General features: G+C 60.5%; 20 protein-coding genes. 6 read left to right on the plus strand and 14 right to left on the minus strand.

The annotated features are described in order from the left end of the window. Window positions 1-20 precede the first annotated feature (20 nt). From J7U39_RS09620 to J7U39_RS09650, 7 genes are all read right to left on the minus strand, one after another. On the minus strand, window positions 21-851 hold the full coding sequence (locus J7U39_RS09620; RefSeq protein WP_210631513.1) for a phosphatidate cytidylyltransferase: 831 nt from the start codon (window positions 849-851) through the stop codon (window positions 21-23). Next, the gene (locus J7U39_RS09625; protein ID WP_210631514.1) at window positions 851-1,594 is read right to left on the minus strand and encodes an isoprenyl transferase; all 744 of its coding nucleotides are present in this window, start codon (window positions 1,592-1,594) and stop codon (window positions 851-853) included. Before J7U39_RS09625 ends, J7U39_RS09620 begins: the two co-directional genes overlap by 1 nt. 37 nt (window positions 1,595-1,631) lie before the next feature. Continuing rightward, entirely contained in the window at window positions 1,632-2,192 is a 561-nt protein-coding gene (gene frr / locus J7U39_RS09630) for a ribosome recycling factor (protein WP_039619546.1), read from the minus strand. A gap of 163 nt (window positions 2,193-2,355) precedes the next feature. Then, on the minus strand, window positions 2,356-3,078 hold the full coding sequence (gene pyrH, locus J7U39_RS09635) for a UMP kinase (protein ID WP_064691480.1): 723 nt from the start codon (window positions 3,076-3,078) through the stop codon (window positions 2,356-2,358). Window positions 3,079-3,173: 95 nt separating this feature from the next. Then, on the minus strand, window positions 3,174-4,100 hold the full coding sequence (gene tsf / locus J7U39_RS09640; protein ID WP_210631515.1) for a translation elongation factor Ts: 927 nt from the start codon (window positions 4,098-4,100) through the stop codon (window positions 3,174-3,176). Window positions 4,101-4,335: 235 nt separating this feature from the next. Then, window positions 4,336-5,103 (minus strand): 30S ribosomal protein S2, encoded by a 768-nt coding sequence (rpsB, locus tag J7U39_RS09645; protein WP_003573382.1) that lies wholly within the window; start codon window positions 5,101-5,103, stop codon window positions 4,336-4,338. A 294-nt stretch (window positions 5,104-5,397) separates the two neighbouring features. After that, entirely contained in the window at window positions 5,398-6,234 is an 837-nt protein-coding gene (locus J7U39_RS09650; protein WP_210631516.1) for a cell envelope integrity EipB family protein, read from the minus strand. Between the two features lie 136 nt (window positions 6,235-6,370). Here J7U39_RS09650 and J7U39_RS09655 point away from each other — a divergent pair, with 136 nt between their 5' ends. From J7U39_RS09655 to J7U39_RS09670, 4 genes are all read left to right on the plus strand, one after another. After that, window positions 6,371-6,841 carry a RidA family protein gene (locus J7U39_RS09655; protein ID WP_210631517.1) on the plus strand — a complete coding sequence of 157 codons (471 nt, stop codon included), beginning with the start codon at window positions 6,371-6,373 and terminating at the stop codon, window positions 6,839-6,841. Then, window positions 6,838-7,557: a glycerophosphodiester phosphodiesterase gene (locus tag J7U39_RS09660; RefSeq protein WP_210631518.1), complete on the plus strand. Its 720-nt coding sequence runs from the start codon at window positions 6,838-6,840 to the stop codon at window positions 7,555-7,557. Before J7U39_RS09655 ends, J7U39_RS09660 begins: the two co-directional genes overlap by 4 nt. 80 nt (window positions 7,558-7,637) lie before the next feature. Then, complete coding sequence (locus J7U39_RS09665; protein WP_210631519.1) at window positions 7,638-8,828, plus strand: GNAT family N-acetyltransferase; 1,191 nt, start codon at window positions 7,638-7,640, stop codon at window positions 8,826-8,828. 53 nt (window positions 8,829-8,881) lie between these two features. Beyond that, complete coding sequence (locus tag J7U39_RS09670) at window positions 8,882-9,307, plus strand: HIT family protein (protein WP_210631520.1); 426 nt, start codon at window positions 8,882-8,884, stop codon at window positions 9,305-9,307. Between the two features lie 74 nt (window positions 9,308-9,381). On the opposite strand, the gene clpA is transcribed toward J7U39_RS09670, so the two are convergent. The 6 genes from clpA to J7U39_RS09700 all read right to left on the minus strand — a co-directional run bounded on the left by clpA (window position 9,382) and on the right by J7U39_RS09700 (window position 15,247). Further along, window positions 9,382-11,871, minus strand: a complete 2,490-nt coding sequence (gene clpA / locus J7U39_RS09675) for an ATP-dependent Clp protease ATP-binding subunit ClpA (protein ID WP_210631521.1) — start codon at window positions 11,869-11,871, stop codon at window positions 9,382-9,384. Window positions 11,872-11,881: 10 nt separating this feature from the next. Then, window positions 11,882-12,235, minus strand: a complete 354-nt coding sequence (gene clpS / locus J7U39_RS09680) for an ATP-dependent Clp protease adapter ClpS (RefSeq protein ID WP_008526939.1) — start codon at window positions 12,233-12,235, stop codon at window positions 11,882-11,884. Window positions 12,236-12,510: 275 nt separating this feature from the next. Next, on the minus strand, window positions 12,511-12,882 hold the full coding sequence (locus tag J7U39_RS09685) for a phasin family protein (RefSeq protein WP_210631522.1): 372 nt from the start codon (window positions 12,880-12,882) through the stop codon (window positions 12,511-12,513). 276 nt (window positions 12,883-13,158) lie between these two features. Further along, entirely contained in the window at window positions 13,159-13,362 is a 204-nt protein-coding gene (locus J7U39_RS09690; RefSeq protein WP_008526943.1) for a DUF3126 family protein, read from the minus strand. Between the two features lie 137 nt (window positions 13,363-13,499). Further along, the gene (cysE, locus tag J7U39_RS09695) at window positions 13,500-14,333 is read right to left on the minus strand and encodes a serine O-acetyltransferase (RefSeq protein WP_064709189.1); all 834 of its coding nucleotides are present in this window, start codon (window positions 14,331-14,333) and stop codon (window positions 13,500-13,502) included. 128 nt (window positions 14,334-14,461) lie between these two features. Further along, entirely contained in the window at window positions 14,462-15,247 is a 786-nt protein-coding gene (locus J7U39_RS09700; protein ID WP_210631523.1) for an alpha/beta hydrolase, read from the minus strand. Window positions 15,248-15,401: 154 nt separating this feature from the next. Between J7U39_RS09700 and J7U39_RS09705 the strand changes: the two genes are divergently transcribed. Then, window positions 15,402-15,647 (plus strand): zinc-finger domain-containing protein, encoded by a 246-nt coding sequence (locus tag J7U39_RS09705; protein WP_092748325.1) that lies wholly within the window; start codon window positions 15,402-15,404, stop codon window positions 15,645-15,647. A gap of 27 nt (window positions 15,648-15,674) precedes the next feature. Continuing rightward, a complete protein-coding gene (locus J7U39_RS09710) occupies window positions 15,675-16,856 on the plus strand; it encodes an FAD-dependent monooxygenase (RefSeq protein ID WP_210631524.1) in 1,182 nt (393 codons plus the stop codon). Window positions 16,857-16,922: 66 nt separating this feature from the next. Here J7U39_RS09710 and J7U39_RS09715 read toward each other — a convergent pair whose 3' ends face one another. Continuing rightward, window positions 16,923-18,113 carry a cystathionine beta-lyase gene (locus tag J7U39_RS09715; protein WP_210631525.1) on the minus strand — a complete coding sequence of 397 codons (1,191 nt, stop codon included), beginning with the start codon at window positions 18,111-18,113 and terminating at the stop codon, window positions 16,923-16,925. Window positions 18,114-18,153: the final 40 nt, after the last annotated feature.

Consider the following 18,153-nt stretch of genomic DNA (forward strand, 5'->3'; position numbering starts at 1 on the left):
TCCGTCAGGCTGCCGCGTCATCAGAGGCCGAACAATGCCGCTCCGAGCGACGTCATGCCAGCCCCCTTTATCAGGGAAAACAGTGTAGCAAGCAAGAACGCCGCAAAACAGGCGAAAATCAGCCCGTCGACGCGGTCCATGACGCCGCCATGGCCCGGAATAAGACGGCTCGAATCCTTGACGCCGAATTTTCGCTTGATGAAGGATTCGAAAAGATCGCCCGACTGGCTGCAGATCGACAGGATGAGCGCCACGCCGGCGGCGGCGACTTCGGCGCCCGGAAAGAGGAAATAGGCGAGAAGGATGCCCGCTGCGACCGCAGAAACGGCGCCCCCGATTGCACCAGACCATGTCTTTCCCGGGGAGATCGATGGGGCAAGCTTCGGTCCGCGGAGCCTCCTGCCGACGAAATAGGCAAGGATATCGGTCGCCCAGACGACAGCAAAGACGAAAAGCATGGCGTAAAGACCGGGCTGGTCGTCGCTTCTGATCGCGGCGAGTGCCAGGCCCGTGGCGCCGGCATAGAAGAGGCCGACAGGCAGCCAGCGACTCGTGCCGTGCAGAATGATCAGGGCTATGCCGACGGCGGTGACCCCGGCCAGCATGCCGGCGGCGAATTCGAAATTGCCGACAAGCACGAGGAAGGCGACCGCCGCTTCGCCGATCCAGCCGACCACATTGGCGACCCAATCCCGCGCAATGCCGGTTATCTTAGACCATTCATAATAGATCAGCAGGCCAATCACCGTCGCCAGGGTGCGAAAGGCAGGGCCGCCATACCAGGTGGCGACGAGAACGATGACCGCGAGAATCAATCCTGAAACGATGCGGAGCTTCAATTCCCTCTGCATCAGGTGCCGACCGCAGCTGCCTGCGATGACAGGCCGCCGAAGCGCCGGTCGCGGGAGGCGAATTTTTCCAGCGCCGAGCGGAAAATCTCCGGGCTGAAATCGGGCCAGTATTCCGGGACGAAGATGAATTCCGAATAGGCGGCCTGCCAAAGCAGGAAGTTGGAAAGCCGTTCCTCGCCGCTGGTGCGGATGATGAGATCCGGATCGGGGATGCCCGCCGTGTCGAGACGGGCGTTGATCAGCGCGGGGGTGATGTCCTGTGCCCGCAGGCGGCCGGACTCGACGTCCTTCGCCAGGCTCACCACGGCGCGCGAGATTTCATCGCGCGAGCCGTAATTGAAGGCGATGACCAGCGTCAGCGCCGTGTTGTCCCTGGTGGTCTCCTCCGCCTCCAGCAGCAGGCCGAGAATGTCGCTGCGCAGGCTGTGGCGGTCGCCGATCACCTTGATGCGCACATTCTGACGATGAAGCTCGGCCAGGTCGCGACGAATGAAAGCCTTGAGCAGACCGAGCAGATCGGAAACCTCGGCTTCGGGCCGGCGCCAATTCTCCGAGGAGAAGGCGAAGAGGGTGAGATATTTTATGCCGGCCGCACCGGCGGCGCGGACTGTCTCGCGTACGGCCTCGACACCCTTGCGATGGCCCATCGTGCGCGGCAAGCCGCGCTGCTTGGCCCAACGGCCATTGCCGTCCATGATGATGGCAACATGCTCTGGCACAGTCACAAATACAGATTCCGACATTTCCCGTCCGGTCTTTCCAGGCAAAGGCACAGGTCCACTAGACCTGCATGATTTCCTTTTCCTTCTCGCCAAGCAAGCGGTCGATTTCGGAAATCGTCTCGTCCGTCATCTTCTGTACGCGTTCGGACTGCGCACGGCTCTCGTCCTGGCCGATTGCACCGTCCTTTTCGGCTTTCTTGAGTCCGTCCATGCCGTCGCGGCGGACATGGCGAATCGCGACCTTGCTCTTTTCGGCATAGTCGTGCGCCACCTTGACGAGCGACTTGCGGCGCTCCTCGTTCAGCTCCGGCAACGGAATGCGCAGGCTCTGGCCGTCGACGATCGGGTTGAGGCCCAGATTGGATTCGCGGATGCCACGTTCGACGGCGCTGACCATCGACTTGTCCCAGACGGAAACCGTCAGCATGCGCGGCTCGGGCACGGTGATGTTGGCGACCTGGTTCAAGGGCACGCGCGAACCATAGGCCTCGATCGTCACCGGATCGAGGATGTTGGCCGAAGCACGGCCGGTGCGCAACGATGCGATGTCGCTCTTGAATGCAGAGACCGCGCCGTCCATCCGGCGCTTCAGTTCCTTGATATCGATACCTTCACTCATGTCGATGCTCCCGTTTAGAGCGATGCCGAAAAGTCAGCGGTTTTCGGGACGTCTCATGCTCTAATTCTTTAATGTAGAACATGTTTCAGATTTCAGGCCAACCGGACCTAAAGCTCAACCATGTTCTAGCGAGGGCTGCGCCGAAACCGCGGCGCAGCTTGTATCAGTTGTCGGAGACGATGGTCTTGAGGCCACCGCCCGTCAAGATTTCAGCAAAACCACCCTTCTCGTGGATCGAGAAGACGATGATCGGAATGGAATTTTCCCTGGCAAGCGCCACGGCGGCAACGTCCATCACCGCAAGCCCCCTGTCCAGCACCTCCTGGTGGGTCAGGCGGTCGAAGCGGGTCGCATCGGGATATTTCTTCGGGTCGGCGGTGTAGATGCCGTCCACCTGCGTGCCCTTGAAGATCGCTTGCGCGCCCATTTCGGCGGCGCGCAGTGCTGCGGCGGAATCGGTGGTGAAGAAGGGATTGCCGGTGCCGCCGGCAAAGATCACCACGCGTCCCATCGACAGATGATAAAGGGTCGCTCGCTGCGAGAAGCTCTCGCAGATCTCCGGCATGGAGATGGCCGAAAGCACCACCGTATCGATGTTCAGCTTGCGCAGCGAGGTTGCCAGCGCGAGCGCGTTGATGATGGTGCCGAGCATGCCCATATGGTCGCCGGTCACCCGGTCGCCGCCTTTGGATGCGACTGCGACACCGCGGAAGATATTGCCGCCACCGACGACGACGCCGACTTCCACGCCCATATGCCTTGCCTCGGCGATATCGGATGCAATGCGGTCCGCCACCGCGACATCGATCCCGAAGCCCTGGCCACCCATGAGCGCTTCGCCGGAAGCCTTGAGCAGAACGCGTTTATAGACAGGCTCTAAAGACATCTTGGCTCCTCGTAAATTGCCGTGAATGCCCGATACACGAAGGGCACCGCGTTGTCACGCGATGCCCTGGCGTTTTCCCAATTATGGCTGAAAGATCAACCCTTGACGGCAGCCGCGACTTCAGCCGCGAAATCGGTCTCTTCCTTCTCGACGCCTTCGCCGAGCAGGAGACGTGCCATGCCGGCAACTTCGATCGGGGCGCCGACGGCCTTTTCAGCTTCCTTGATGGCGGCTGCGACGGTGAGATCGGGATTGATGACGAAAGACTGCGAGAGAAGAGCGACTTCCTCGAAGAACTTGCGCATGCGGCCTTCGACCATCTTTTCGATGATGTTGTCGGGTTTGCCCGAAGCGCGCGACTGCTCGATGAAGACGTTGCGCTCGCGTTCGGCGACGGCGGCATCGACCTCCTCCGGGCGGATCGCCAGCGGCGCGGTCGCAGCAATGTGCATGGCGACCTGGCGGCCGATTGCGTTCAGGGCTTCCTTGTCACCGGTCGACTTCAGCGCCACGAGAACGCCGAGCTTACCAAGGCCGTCGGAAACCGCATTGTGGATATAGGTGGCGACGACGCCGTCCTCGACGGAGAGAGCGATCGAACGGCGCAGGTTCATGTTCTCGCCGATCGTTGCGATCGCATCCTTGATGGTGTCGGAAACGGACTTGCCGGATGCCGGGTAGGTCGCAGCGCCGACGGCCTCGACAGTGCCGTTCGTCGAGACGGCGACCTTGGCGATGCCGCGGACGAGATCCTGGAAGGCATCATTACGGGCGACGAAGTCGGTTTCGGAGTTGACTTCGACGACGACGGCCTTCGTGCCTTCGCTCGAAACGCCGACGAGGCCTTCGGCGGCGGTACGGCCGGACTTCTTGTCAGCCTTGGCGATGCCCTTGGCGCGCAGCCAGTCGATCGCCGCTTCCATGTCGCCGCCGGTTTCAGCAAGAGCCTTCTTGCAGTCCATCATGCCTGCGCCGGTCTTTTCGCGCAGTTCCTTCACCATTGCAGCCGTAATCTCGCTCATTATCTTCCTCTTGTCGGTTCAAACGGTGGACCGCAAAGCGGCGCGGCACCGGATTGAGGCACGAAATGTACCTGTATGTATGACAGCGTGATGAAGACGCGCCATAACGAAACTTTACTGACGGAGCGCCTGACGCCTCCGCCTTGAAACAGGTAAGGCCGCCGAACTTCGATGAGTCGCGAGCGGCCTTCCCAGTCTGCAAGCTTTGACGGAGTTTTGTCTCCGCCCGCCTTCATCAGCCTTCGGCTGCTTCCTCGAGAGCCGGCTCGACCGGAACTTCGGAGGATGCGCCGAGATCACGGCCGGAAGAGCTCTGCTGGCGCGCAATGCCGTCGATGGCAGCGCGGGAGATCAGCTCGCAATACAGGGCGATGGCGCGCGATGCGTCGTCGTTGCCCGGGATCGGATAGTCGATCAGGTCCGGATCGCAGTTCGAATCGATGATGGCGACGACCGGGATGCCGAGGCGCTTGGCTTCGTCGATCGCGATCTTTTCCTTGTTGGTGTCGATGATGAACATCAGGTCGGGCGTGCCGCCCATATCGCGGATACCGCCGAGAGCCTTGTCGAGCTTTTCACGCTCGCGCTCGAGGTTCAGGCGTTCCTTCTTGGTGAAGCCCTGCGCTTCGCCATTGAGGATCTCGTCGAGCTTGCGCAGGCGCTGGATCGAGTTGGAGATCGTCTTCCAGTTCGTCATCATGCCGCCGAGCCAGCGCGAGTTGACGTAGTACTGGGCCGAGCGCTTGGCGCTGTCGGCTATGATCTCGGACGCCTGGCGCTTGGTGCCGACGAAGAGAACGCGGCCGCCGCGGGCGACGGTGTCGCTGACGACCTGGAGGGCGCGCGACAGCATCGGAACGGTCTGGGCCAGGTCGATGATGTGGATGTTGTTGCGATCGCCGAAGATATACGGCTTCATCTTCGGGTTCCAGCGATGGGTCTGGTGGCCGAAGTGGACGCCTGCTTCAAGAAGCTGACGCATAGAAAAATCAGGCAATGCCATGCCTTGTTACTCCTTTTCCGGTTGAACCTCCGCAAGACGAACAGCACCCTCTTCGAGAATGCCACCGGCGGAACAGCCCGGATTTCTCCCGGGCGATCCCATGCCTTACGTGTGGAATGCCGGTGCCCATACATTCGAATTGGCACGAAAGCAAGGCCCATGCTGGAAAAACCGATCCAACGCCCTATGCAGGACAACAATTGACGTCATCGCAGCGGAAGATCAGCTTGCTGACGGCACTTTGACCGTTGCTGATCGGCGAGCCCGGCGTTTTCCGATCGCTGGAGCTGCGGCCTACTTGCAGACCTCAGCCTTGTGATCGAGCAGCTCGAGCTTGGCAAGCTTCCCGGTCAGGACGAAATCGCCATAATCCATCGTCAGGTCGCGGGTGATGCCGTTCTCGTAGAGCTTGAACGACATGCGATAGACCGGCACCGAATCCGATTTTGCATTCTCGTTGAAATAGGCAATGGTCACCGGCCAGAAGGCTGTCTTCGAGAAGGCGCCGGCATTGCCGGCGTCGGCTTCCTCGGCAGCGGGCGTTTCCTGCTTGCCGACGATCGTCGTCGTCACCAGCGACTTGTCGCCGTCATCGGAACCGTCGAAAACGCGGGCTTCGAAGAAACGTTTTCCCTCCTTGGCGTTCTGGATCACATCGAGCATATGCTCTGTCGGAAAGCGGCTTTCGCCAAGCTGCAGCTCGCGGCTCGCCGGCTGCTTGAGATCGACCTTGACGCCATCGGCCTGATTTTCGGCCGCGCCGTTGACCTCCTTGTCGAGTTGGTCGTCGGTGAAGGATTTGGTGTCGAAGGTAAACTTGCGGTCCTTCAGGTTCTCGAAGGTCTTTGTCTGCTGATCGCTGACGCGCACGCTGTCGCCGGTATCGATCTGCGTCACGAAGCGGAAATTTGTAGTGAAGCCCTGGCAATAGCTGCCGTCGAATTCATAGACCATGCGGCCGTACATGGAGGCGATGCCGGAGCGGTCCGACGCGTCCTTCAATTCCAGATCGTAGACCGCGCGATGGGCGACGAGGCCGGTCGCGATCGCAGCACTTGCCGCAGGCGCAGCCGCCCATGCATGGGCGGAAAGGCCGGCGAGAAGCAGAGCGGCTAGACTCGATCGGAACATTCATTCACTCCTGTTGGACTCGGCCGCGATGTTATAAGAAAGCTTTCGGCCAAATCGAGGCTCGAAGCTGTCATATTAAAGATTCTAGTCTTGATGCATAATTTTTGAAACATTGACAACAAAAGCGGAGACGAAAATGTCCAATGAAATTGCTGCGCGCCTGAGCGAGATGGGGATAACCCTGCCTGAAGCTGCGGCACCTGCCGCAAACTACGTTCCGTATGTGATCAGCGGCAATCTTCTCTACATCTCCGGACAGCTGCCGCTCGAAGGGGGCAAGGTCGCGGTATCCGGCCATCTCGGCAAAACGGTCGACGTTGCGAGCGGCCAGCGTGGGGCCGAGCTCTGCGCCATCAACATCCTCGCCCAGGCCAAAGCTGCGCTCGGCGGCGACCTCGGCCGCATCCGGCGCGTCATCAAGCTGAACGGATTCGTCGCCTCGGCGCCCGACTTCATCGAGCAGCATCTCGTCATCAACGGCGCCTCGAACCTGATTGCCGGTGTGCTCGGCGAGGCCGGCAAACATGCGCGCGCCGCCGTCGGCATGGCCGCTCTGCCGCTCAACGCCGCCGTCGAGATCGACGCTATCATGGAAATCGCAGAATGACCAATGCGGACTGGATCAAGGACGTGCCGGTCGCCCATCGCGGCTATCATGACCTGAATAAGCTTGTCTGGGAAAATACGCTTTCGGCCTTCTCGCGCGCGGTCGAAGCCGGCTTTGCGATCGAATGCGACCTGCATTACGCCTCCGACGGCGTACCGATCATCTTTCATGACGAGGATCTTCAGCGTCTGTGCAATCTGAACGGCGACGTCCGCGAGCGCACCTCCAGGGAACTCGGGCTGATCGCCGTCGGCGGCACGGGCGACAAGGTGCCGACGCTCCGCCAGCTCCTAGACCTCGTCAAGGGCAAGGTGCCGCTGGTGCTGGAGCTGAAGGGCCGTGAGGCCGACGACGAGGGTTTTGCCGAATCCGTGCTCGAAGTACTCGAAGGCTATGAAGGCAAGGTGGCGCTGATGAGCTTCGACCATTGGCTGCTGCGCGATCTGAAGGCGCTTGATGCACCCTACCCGCTCGGATTGACGGCCGACGGCAATACGCCGGAGCAGTTCAGAACACATGCGCAGGCGATGGAGATCGGTTTGGATTTCATCTCCTATTATTATGGCGATCTGCCGAATGCCTTCATCACAGGCGAACGCGAAAAGGGCTTGCCTGTAATCACCTGGACGGTGCGTGACGAAGAGGCATGCCGGCGTACATTTCAAAACGCCGACCAGATGACCTTCGAAGGCTTCGATCCGCGCGAGGCCGTTTGATGCTCGCTTTTTGGCCAAGATCATGCGCAGACTGAGGTAGAGCCGAACCGTCCCCTCCCCACAGGCTTCGCATTTGCCCCATGACCGATGAACTATCCATTCGCGTAGAACGCTCCTTCACCGCGATTTCCCCGGAGAGCTGGTCCAGGCTTTCCGGGGCGTCGAAGACTTGCAGCACGCTTGCCTACAATCCCTTCGTCTCGCACGCTTTTTTATCGTCGCTGGAGGAATCCGGCTCGGCCGCCGCCGAAACCGGCTGGCTCGGCCATCACCTGCTGCTCGAAACCGATCGCGGCGAGCTGATCGGCGCCCTGCCCGGCTATCTCAAAAGCCACAGCCAAGGGGAATATGTCTTCGACCATGGCTGGGCCGACGCCTTCGAGCGGGCCGGCGGGCGCTATTATCCCAAGCTGCAGTGCTCGATCCCGTTCACGCCGGCGACGGGGCCGCGTCTTCTCGTCGCCGAAGGGCTGCAGCGATTGCCGATCCAGAGCGCGATCGCCGAAAGCCTGAAAGAGGTCGTGCGCCGGCTCGGTGTTTCCTCGGCCCATATTACCTTCGTCCCTGATGAAGAGATCGGCGTCTTCGAGATGGATGGCTATCTGCACCGCACCGACCAGCAGTTCCATTTCATCAATGACGGCTACGCCAATCACGACGAGTTTCTCGAAACGCTCGCTTCGCGCAAACGCAAAGCATTGCGCAAGGAGCGCCGCGCCGCGCTCGAGAACGGGATCAGCGTCGATTGGCTGACCGGCCGCGATCTGACGGAGCGGATCTGGGACCAGTTCTTCAAATTCTACATGGATACCGGCGGCCGCAAATGGGGCCGGCCCTATCTCACCCGCAAATTCTACTCGCTGATCGGCGAGCGCATGGCCGACGATATCTTGCTCGTCATGGCCAAGCGCGACGGGCGCTATATTGCCGGCGCGATCAATTTCATCGGCGGCGATACGCTCTACGGCCGTCACTGGGGCTGCATTGAGGACCACCCCTTCCTGCATTTCGAGGTCTGCTATCACCAGGCGATCGACTTCGCCCTGGCGAAAGGGTTGAAACGGGTCGAGGCCGGGGCGCAGGGCGAACATAAGCTCGCCCGCGGCTACCTGCCGGTGACGACGCACTCCGCTCATTATGTCGCTCATGCCGGACTGCGCCGCGCGATCGGCGATTATCTCGCGCGCGAGCGTGCCGATGTCGAACATATGAGCGAGGTGCTGGCCGAACACAGCCCCTTCCGCAAGGGTGAGCGTCAGCAGGAGGATTGACGCCGCCCCGCCGAGCGCGCTACCCGATCAATGGAACGTGAGGAGATTTCGCGATGACCAGCGCTTATGACGACAACAATATCTTCGCCAAGATCTTGCGCGGCGAAATTCCCTCGCACCGAATCTACGAGGACCAGCATACGCTCGCCTTCATGGATGTGATGCCGCAGGCGCCGGGCCACGTGCTCGTCGTTCCGAAGGCGCCTTCGCGCAATATCCTCGATGCCGATCCCGCCACCCTCGTCCATGCCATTACCGTCGTTCAAAAGGTCGCCCAGGCGGTTCAGGAAGTTTTCGACGCCGATGGCGTGTTCATCGCCCAGTTCAACGAACCGGCGGCTGGACAAACGGTGTTCCATCTGCATTTCCACATCATCCCCCGCCATGAGGGCGTGGCGCTCAAGCCGCATTCCGGCAAGATGGAAGACGGCGCGGTACTCGCCGCCAATGCCGAAAAAATCCGGGCGGCCCTGGCGTAACGCGGATCTCTGCCAACGAGGGAAACAAAAAAGGCCGCGGGTGACGCGGCCTTTTCCAATTCGGTGACGAGCCCTCACTTCTTGCGCGGAACCTTGGGAACCGTGCTTCCCTTCTTCGGTGCGTCGCGGACTTCGGGCTCGGCCTGCGGGACCGTCTTGGCGCGGGTCTTGCGGGCCGTCTTCGTCTTCAGCTCGCCATCATCCTCGTCGTCAGCTTCGGGATGCACGACCTCGGCCTCGGGTTTCGGCTTGATCGGCGCCGTATCCGGAATGGCTTCCAGCAGAATGCCGGGCTTGCCATCTTCCTTCGGGCCGACGGTGACGTTGACGACGCCGCCCTTCTTCAGCTTGCCGAAGAGGATTTCGTTGGCGAGCGGCTTCTTGATCGTGTCCTGGATCACCCGGGCCAGCGGGCGGGCGCCCATCTTCTCGTCGTAACCCTTTTCTGCAAGCCAGGCGATCGCATCCTCATGCAGGTCGAAGGTGACGTTCCTTTCGGAAAGCTGGGCCTCCAGCTGCATGATGAACTTCTGAACGACCTTGTGAATGACAGCCGTCGGCAGCGCCGCGAAGGGAATGATCGCGTCGAGACGGTTGCGGAATTCCGGCGTGAAGAGACGGGTCAGCGCCTCCTCGTCCTCGCCAGTGCGCTTGGACGAACCGAAGCCGATCGCCGCCTTGGCCATTTCGGAGGCGCCCGCATTCGTCGTCATGATCAGGATGACGTTGCGGAAGTCGATCTTCTTGCCATTATGGTCGGTCAGCGTGCCATGGTCCATGACCTGCAGCAGGATGTTGTAGATATCCGGATGCGCCTTCTCGATTTCGTCGAGCAGGACCACGCAATGCGGATGCTGGTCGACGCCATCGGTCAAGAGGCCACCCTGGTCGAAGCCGACATAGCCGGGAGGTGCGCCGAGCAGACGCGAGACCGTGTGCCGCTCCATATATTCCGACATGTCGAAGCGCAGGAGCTCGACGCCGAGCGACGCTGCCAGCTGCTTTGCCACCTCGGTCTTGCCGACGCCGGTCGGACCGGAGAAGACATAGGCGCCAATCGGCTTGTTCGGCTCGCGAAGGCCGGCACGCGCCAGCTTGATCGAGGTCGAAAGAGCTTCGATCGCGATGTCCTGTCCGTAGACCACCGAACGCAGTTCCTGCTCGAGATTGGCAAGCACCGCCTCGTCGTCCTTGGAGACAGTCTTCGGCGGAATGCGCGCCATCGTGGCGACGGTCGCTTCGATCTCCTTCTCGGTGATCAGCTTGCGGCGCTTTGACGGCGGCAGCAGCATTTGGGCCGCACCCGTTTCGTCGATCACGTCGATCGCCTTATCGGGCAACTTGCGGTCGGAGATGTAGCGGGCCGACAGTTCGACGGCCGACTTGATGGCGTCGTTCGAATAACGCAGATGATGATACTCTTCGAAATAGGGCTTCAGGCCCTTCATGATCTCGATCGCGTCATCGATCGACGGTTCGCTGACGTCGATCTTCTGGAAACGACGGACCAGCGCCCGGTCCTTCTCGAAGAACTGGCGATATTCCTTGTAGGTGGTCGAACCGATGCAGCGGATGGCGCCGGATGACAGCGCGGGCTTCAGCAAGTTCGATGCATCCATCGCCCCGCCTGAGGTGGCGCCGGCGCCGATCACCGTATGGATTTCGTCGATGAAGAGGACGGCGCCCGGATATTCTTCCAGCTCCTTGACGACCTGCTTCAGACGTTCCTCGAAGTCGCCACGGTAGCGTGTGCCGGCAAGCAGCGTGCCCATATCGAGCGAGAAGATCGTCGCATCGGCGAGCGCCTCGGGAACCTTCCCTTCGACGATGCGCTTGGCAAGACCTTCGGCTATCGCCGTCTTGCCGACGCCGGGATCACCGACATAGAGCGGGTTGTTCTTCGAACGACGGCACAGGATCTGGATGGTGCGGTTGACCTCGGCATGACGGCCGATCAGCGGATCGATCTTGCCGCCCTTGGCCTTCTCGTTGAGATTGACGCAGTAGGCCTTGAGCGCATCCTGCTGCTTTTTGGGACCGCCCTCTTCCTCGCCGCCGCGCGCCGTCGGCTTGCTCTCGGCCTCCTCCTCGGCGCCGCGCGGAGTGCGGGTCTCCGACGCGCCTGGCCGCTTGCCGATGCCGTGGGAGATGTAGTTGACGGCATCGTAGCGGGTCATCTCCTGTTCCTGCAGGAAATAGGCGGCATGGCTTTCGCGCTCGGCGAAGATCGCAACGAGCACGTTGGCGCCGGTCACTTCCTCGCGACCGGACGATTGCACATGGATGACGGCCCGCTGGATGACACGTTGGAAGCCGGAGGTCGGCTTCGAATCCTCGTCGTAACCCGTGATCAGATTGGACAGTTCGTTATCGACATATTCGACGAGCGTCTTGCGCAGCGCGTCGAGATCGACATTGCACGCGCCCATGACCGCGGCCGCATCGGCATCATCGATCAGTGCGAGCAGCAGATGCTCGAGCGTCGCATATTCATGATGCCGCTCGTTGGCAAAGGTCAGTGCCTGATGGAGCGCCTTCTCTAAGCTAGGCGAAAATGTTGGCACGTTGAGATCCTCACTTCTTTTCCATGACGCATTGCAGCGGATGCTGGTGCTGCCGGGCGAAGTCCATCACCTGGCTGACCTTCGTTTCCGCCACCTCGTATGTGAATATTCCGCACTCGCCGACGCCGTGATTGTGGACATGGAGCATGATGCGGGTGGCACTTTCACGGTCCTTCTGAAAAAAACGCTCCAGAATATGAATGACGAATTCCATTGGCGTATAATCGTCATTCAAAAGCAGCACGCGATAGAGGTTGGGCTTCTTGGTCTTCGGCTTGGTGCGCGTGATGACCGAGGTTCCGCGATTTCCGTTATCCCCGTTCCTTTCGCTGTCGTTCTGCATCCGGATCGGCTTTGCGATCATTGTCATTCATTCCTCGATCAATCCGGCGGAGCATGGGAGGGCGCTTTTCCCGCCGAATATCTGAAACACTAACTTAGTTCATAATAGGCCGATTTTAAGCCCCCTGTCAGACACTGCAATCAAGAAATGCCGGCATGCACGGGAAAGACCAAAAAAGTCCCCGGCCTGTCGAATGTGAAGGTTGCAGCGAAAGAGGAAACAAAAAGACCGGCCACAAATGTGTAGCCGGTCCTCGATTTTCAATATGCAGCGCAGGTTGCGCCGTTAAGATCAGTTCACGCAGCGGCAGGCGCAGCCGGCTGCGCCGACTTGGTGGTCTTGACGACGGCAGCGGCAATCGGAGCCTCGTAGGGCTTGTAGGCCGACTTGGCGAGGTCGGCGTACATTTCGCCGAGCTTGGTCGTTTCGGAGACGAAGCTCTCATAGGCAGATTTGACATAGCTGGTCTGCAGCTCGAAGACGGCCTCGAAGCTCTTGGCGCCGGCGAGGGTTTCGAAGTGCGTCACCGCATCCTGAAAGGATTTCTTCGAATATTCAGCGGCTTCGGCAGCGATCGCCTGAAAGCCCTTGGCCGTGTCGGAATAAGTTCTCAGCGCCGTGTCGACGGCTTCCTTGCTCTTCCTGTTTGCATCGTCAAAGTTGAACATGAGCCATCCTCCGTTTGGGCTGTTAGTGCCGTCAGGGTAGCTGCAACGCACAAATAGTCAAGTAGTCTTGTGCGACGCAAAACATCTATAGGTTGCACTACGGAGACAAAACAAAGCAAGCGCGCCGGTGAACGTACGTCTTTAACGGTTTTTGCTAATATATAGCACAATGCTACAACCATGCGTTTTAAAGAAATTTTGATTCGACAGCAAAAAAACAAAAAAAATGACCGGGCGGATGGCGCCGCCCGGTCCACTTCAAGCTCTCACGCGCGATTAAAGATCGACGTCGAGGATCGCCATCGAAAAGTTGTAAGAGCGGTCGCCATCTTCGTCATCGACATAGACGACGCCCAGAAATTCTTCGCCCAGATAGACTTCCGCAGAATCATTCTTGCGCGGACGCGCCTTGACGACGATCTGCGGGTTGAGCGTACGTTTGAAGTAGGCGTCGAGCTTCTTGATTTCTTCTGGCTTCACTCTGTCATCTCCGTAAGCGGTCTTGCTTGGCCGCTTCTTGCACACGAAAAGCAGCGGTGTAAAGGCAAGGTTGCCACTTGGCGACGACTGTCCCCGCCCGGTGCCCGCCGACCTTCCCTCATCCCTTTATCTAGCGCTCAGATATCGGCGCCAATCACCTGATCCATATTGCGCGACGGCTCGGAACAACCGGCCTCGCCGACGACCTTGGCCGGAACGCCTGCGACCGTCTTCTTCGGCGGCACTGCTTTCAGCACCACGGAACCTGCGGCAACGCGCGAGCAGTAACCGATCTCGATATTGCCGAGGATCTTCGCGCCGGCGCCGATCATGACGCCGCTGCCGATCTTTGGGTGGCGATCGGCGCCCTCCTTGCCGGTGCCGCCGAGCGTCACACCATGCAGGATCGAAACATTGTCGCCGATGACGGCCGTCTCGCCGACGACGAGGCCGGTGGCGTGGTCAAGGAAGATGCCTTTGCCGATACGCGCGGCCGGATTGATGTCGGTCTGGAAGACGCTGGAGGAACGGCTCTGCAGATAGAGCGCAAAATCACGCCGACCGCGGTTCAGCAGCCAGTGGGCCAGACGATGGGTCTGCAGCGCATGGAAACCTTTGAAATAAAGCACCGCCTCCATGAAGCGCAGGCAGGCGGGATCGCGGTCGTAGATGGCCTGGATGTCGACGCGAAGAATGGAGCTCCACTCCGGCCAGTCGAGCAGCATTTCCTCGAAGGTCTGACGCAGCAGGTTCGCCTGCATATCTGGATGGTCGAGACGTTCGCAGATGCGGTGGATGACGCATTCCTCAAGCGAATGGTAATTGATGACCGTCGAGTAGAGAAAGGCGGCAAGAACCGGGTCTTTTTCGGCCGCGATCCGAGCTTCCTCGCGCAGGCTGTCCCAGATGGGATCCATCACCTTCAGCGGATGGCCTGTCTCAAAAGCACGAATATCTGTCTTGGCGACCATCGCCGCTCTCCTCGTTGCCAGCCGGAATGCCGTTTTCGGAATGCCCATATATAGTGGAAAACGCCCATAACATAAATGGGTGCCGTCACCATGGTTTTTTAGCATGGTTTTTCGGCATCACGATGATGTCACCCCTCAGCGACCCTTGCGTAGAAGGCCAGCACCGCCTGCTTGAAAACCTTGTCGCCGACGGCGAGCATGTGATCGCGGCCGGGAATATCGAGCGCCTCGGCCTGGGGCATCAGGGCAGCCAACTCCTGTGGAGAGCCGGCAATATCGTCCTTGGTGCCGACACCGATCAGGGTTGGCATGTCGAGCTTGCCCATATCGGAGCGAGCGACAAGGTCGCGCGAGCCGCGTATGCAGGCGGCGAGCGCAGTACGGTCGCTCTTCGTCTGCTCGGCGAAAGCGCGGAACATGCGGCCGCGGTCATGCGTCACGACCTCCAGCGACGGAGCCAGCAACGCATCGGCGATCGGGTCCCAGTCGCCGACCCCATCGGTCATGCCGATGCCGAGACCGCCGAGCACCAGCGAGCGGATGCGATGGGGATTGGCGAGTGCCGCAAAGACGGAGATGCGCGCGCCCATCGAATAGCCCATGAGATTGGCCTCGGGAATACCGAGATGGTCAAGCAAGGCGATCGCATCGCCGGCCATGACCCAGGGGCGATAGGCTTCGGCGTCGTGCGGCTTGTCGCTTGCGCCATGGCCGCGATTGTCGATGGCGACGACCCGGTAGCCGGCATCGCCCAACGTCTTCAGCCAGCCCGGATGCACCCAGTTGACGTTGGCCGTCGAGGCAAAGCCATGGATCAGCAAGACAGGCGAGCCGGAAGGATCGCCCTCGTCGAAAAAAGCGATGTTCAATCCGTCATGGGTGAAGCTTGAAAATGCAGGTATATTCAGGTTCATCGGGCCTTCCTTCTGGCGCGACCATAGTCGAGCCGCCTCTCGGCGGGAAGCCAGAATGTGGGTAAAAACTGTGCCCGGCGCAGCGCTTTGGCTCTACACATTTGCGGCGAAGGCTTATAAGGTTCGCGCACTTTCAAAGCATTCGGAGAGCGACATGGCCGGCCACAACATTCCCCACTTCCAGAACGACGGCGGTCACCGCGTCATCGAAGTCGGCGTCAAGGAATTCATGTGCACCGGCGCTTCGGTTCCTTTCGACCACCCGCATATCTTCATCGACATGGGCGACGACAATGAAAAGGTCTGTTCCTATTGCTCGACGCTTTACCGTTATAATTCTTCTCTCAAACCGAGCCAGACCAATCCGGCCGGCTGCGTTTTCCACGTGAAGGCGGCGTAACCGTCCAGAATTCGGATCGGACTGATAATGCCGGTCGAACATGCCGCCATCATCGGCGCCGGCATTGCCGGGCTGACCGCTGCGCTTGCGCTTTCGCGGCGGGGCATCAGCTCGGAGATTTTCGAGCAGGCGGATGAGCTTGTCGAAGTCGGCGCCGGCTTGCAGGTTTCGCCGAACGCCTCCCGCATCCTGGCAGAACTCGGTGTCCTCGAGGGACTTTCAAAAGTCTGGCTCGAACCGGAGACGATCCGGCTGATGTCAGGCGCTTCGCTGCGCCAACTTGCGGCTGTACCGGCCGGCAAATTCGCGCGGCAGCGCTGGGGGGCACCCTATGGCGTGCTGCACCGCGCCACATTGCAGAATGCGCTCCTCACCGCGGTCGAGGCCGATCCGCTCTGCCGGCTTCATCTTGGTGTGCGAATGGATTCGAATTCGCCGCCCGTCGAGCGGGCCGCCGATGTCGTCATCGGCGCGGACGGCGTCTGGTCGAAGCTCCGGCAATCCGTACCCGGCAGCCCCTTGCCGCGTTTTTCCGGCAACATCGCCTACCGCTTCACTCTTGCCGAAGGCGAGGCGCCGGGCTTTCTCGACCGGACAAGCGTTTCGGCTTTCCTTGGCGGATCGGCGCATCTCGTCTGCTATCCGCTGAAGGAGACGGGCAGCATCAACATGGTGGCGATCACCGCGGGCAATACCGCGCCGCAGGCCTGGCGAAACGAGCCGACGGCAGAGCAGTGCGCGCGGCTCCGGGCGCAGCTTTCCGGCTGGAACACCGCGATCGTGTCGCTGCTCGATAAACAGCCGAAGCTGACGTTCTGGCCGCTCTTCGAAACCACATCGGGCGCGTGGCAGGACGGCCGAAGGACGGTTCTGATCGGCGACGCCGCGCATGCGATGATGCCCTTTGCCGCTCAGGGAGCGGCCATGGCGATCGAAGACGCCTACGAACTTGCCACTTTTCTTTCGAACCGCCCGGCGGCGGAGGCACTGGGCCTCTTTGAGAGGCATCGTATGCCGCGCATTGCAAAGCTTCGCCAGCGCGGCGCCTTCAACAAATTTGCCTATCATGCGAAGGGGCCGATCCGGATCGGCCGCGACCTGGTGCTCGGCCTGAAGTCGCCGCAAAGCCTGGCGGCCGGTCTCGACTGGATCTATGGCTACCGGGCTCATAGCACGCTGTCTGGCGCCGCAAGCGGCCGCAGCGCCTAAAGCGCGCGTCGCGATCTTTCAGATCCGCTCCTTGCGCTTTAGGTGTCTGTTTTACGCCGCAACGGCTCAGACGGCGCTTGCCGCCGCAAAAGCCCGTTCGATATCGGCCTTGAGGTCGGCCACGTCTTCAAGGCCGATCTGTAGCCGGATGACGGGCCCCTCCTTCGGGGCCTTCGCGATCTTGCGGTCGTTCAGATTGGCGTGCAGAGCGAGGCTTTCAAAGCCGCCCCAGGAATAGCCGAGACCGAAAATCCTCAGCGCGTCGAGGAAGGCATGGGCCTTCGCCTTGAATTTCTCGGGGCTCTCAGCGGCAAGCACGAAGGAAAAGATACCGCTGGCGCCCTTGAAATCGCGCTTCCAGATAGTGTGAGAGGGAAAGCTCGGCAGCGCCGGATGCAGCACCCGGGCGACATCCTCCCTGCCCTCCAGCCATTCGGCGATATCAAGGGCGCTTTCATAATGGCGCTCGAGGCGCAGGCCCATGCTGCGCAATCCGCGCAGGATCTGATAGGCATCGTCGGGCGCGCCGCAGATGCCGAGGGCGCCGTTCGTCTCCTTGAGCCGCTCCCAGTGCTTGCCATTGGCCGATACCGTTCCGAGCAGGATATCGGAATGGCCGGACGGATATTTCGTCGCCGCGTGGATGGAGATATCGACGCCGTGATCGAGCGGCCTGAAATAGAGCGGCGTTGCCCAGGTATTGTCCATCATGACGACGGCGCCGAGACGATGCGCGACGGCCGCGATTGCCGGGATATCCTGCATTTCGAAGGTATTGGAGCCGGGAGCCTCGGTATGGACGATCCTGGTGTTCGGCCGGAACAGCGCCTCGATGCCGGCGCCGATCGCGGGATCATAATATTCCACCTCGACGCCGAGCCGCTTCAACATCGTATCGCAGAAATGGCGGGTCGGGCCATAAACCGAATCGACGACCAGCGCGTGATCGCCGGCGGCGCTGAACCCGAGGAACGGAATGGTGACCGCTGCCAGCCCCGAGGGAACGAGGATCGTGCCGGCCGAACCTTCGAGCGCGTCGATCGCTTCGCAGAGCGCGTCCGTCGTCGGCGTACCGCGCGTTCCATAGGTATATTTCTGCGAGCGCGTGTCCATCGTCGCCGCATTCGGAAACAGGACCGTCGAGGCATGCACGACCGGCGGATTGACGAAGCCGTGATAGTCGAAGGGGTCGTTGCCGATATGGGTCAGGCGGGTATTGATGCCGGCGGTCTGCAGCAAGCTGTCTTTGTCTTTCATGTCGGAAAAAGCCTTTGGCGGGGGCGCAAAATCAGACTTT

It is taken from the genome of Rhizobium sp. NLR16a, from assembly GCF_017948245.1.
GTDB lineage: Bacteria > Pseudomonadota > Alphaproteobacteria > Rhizobiales > Rhizobiaceae > Rhizobium.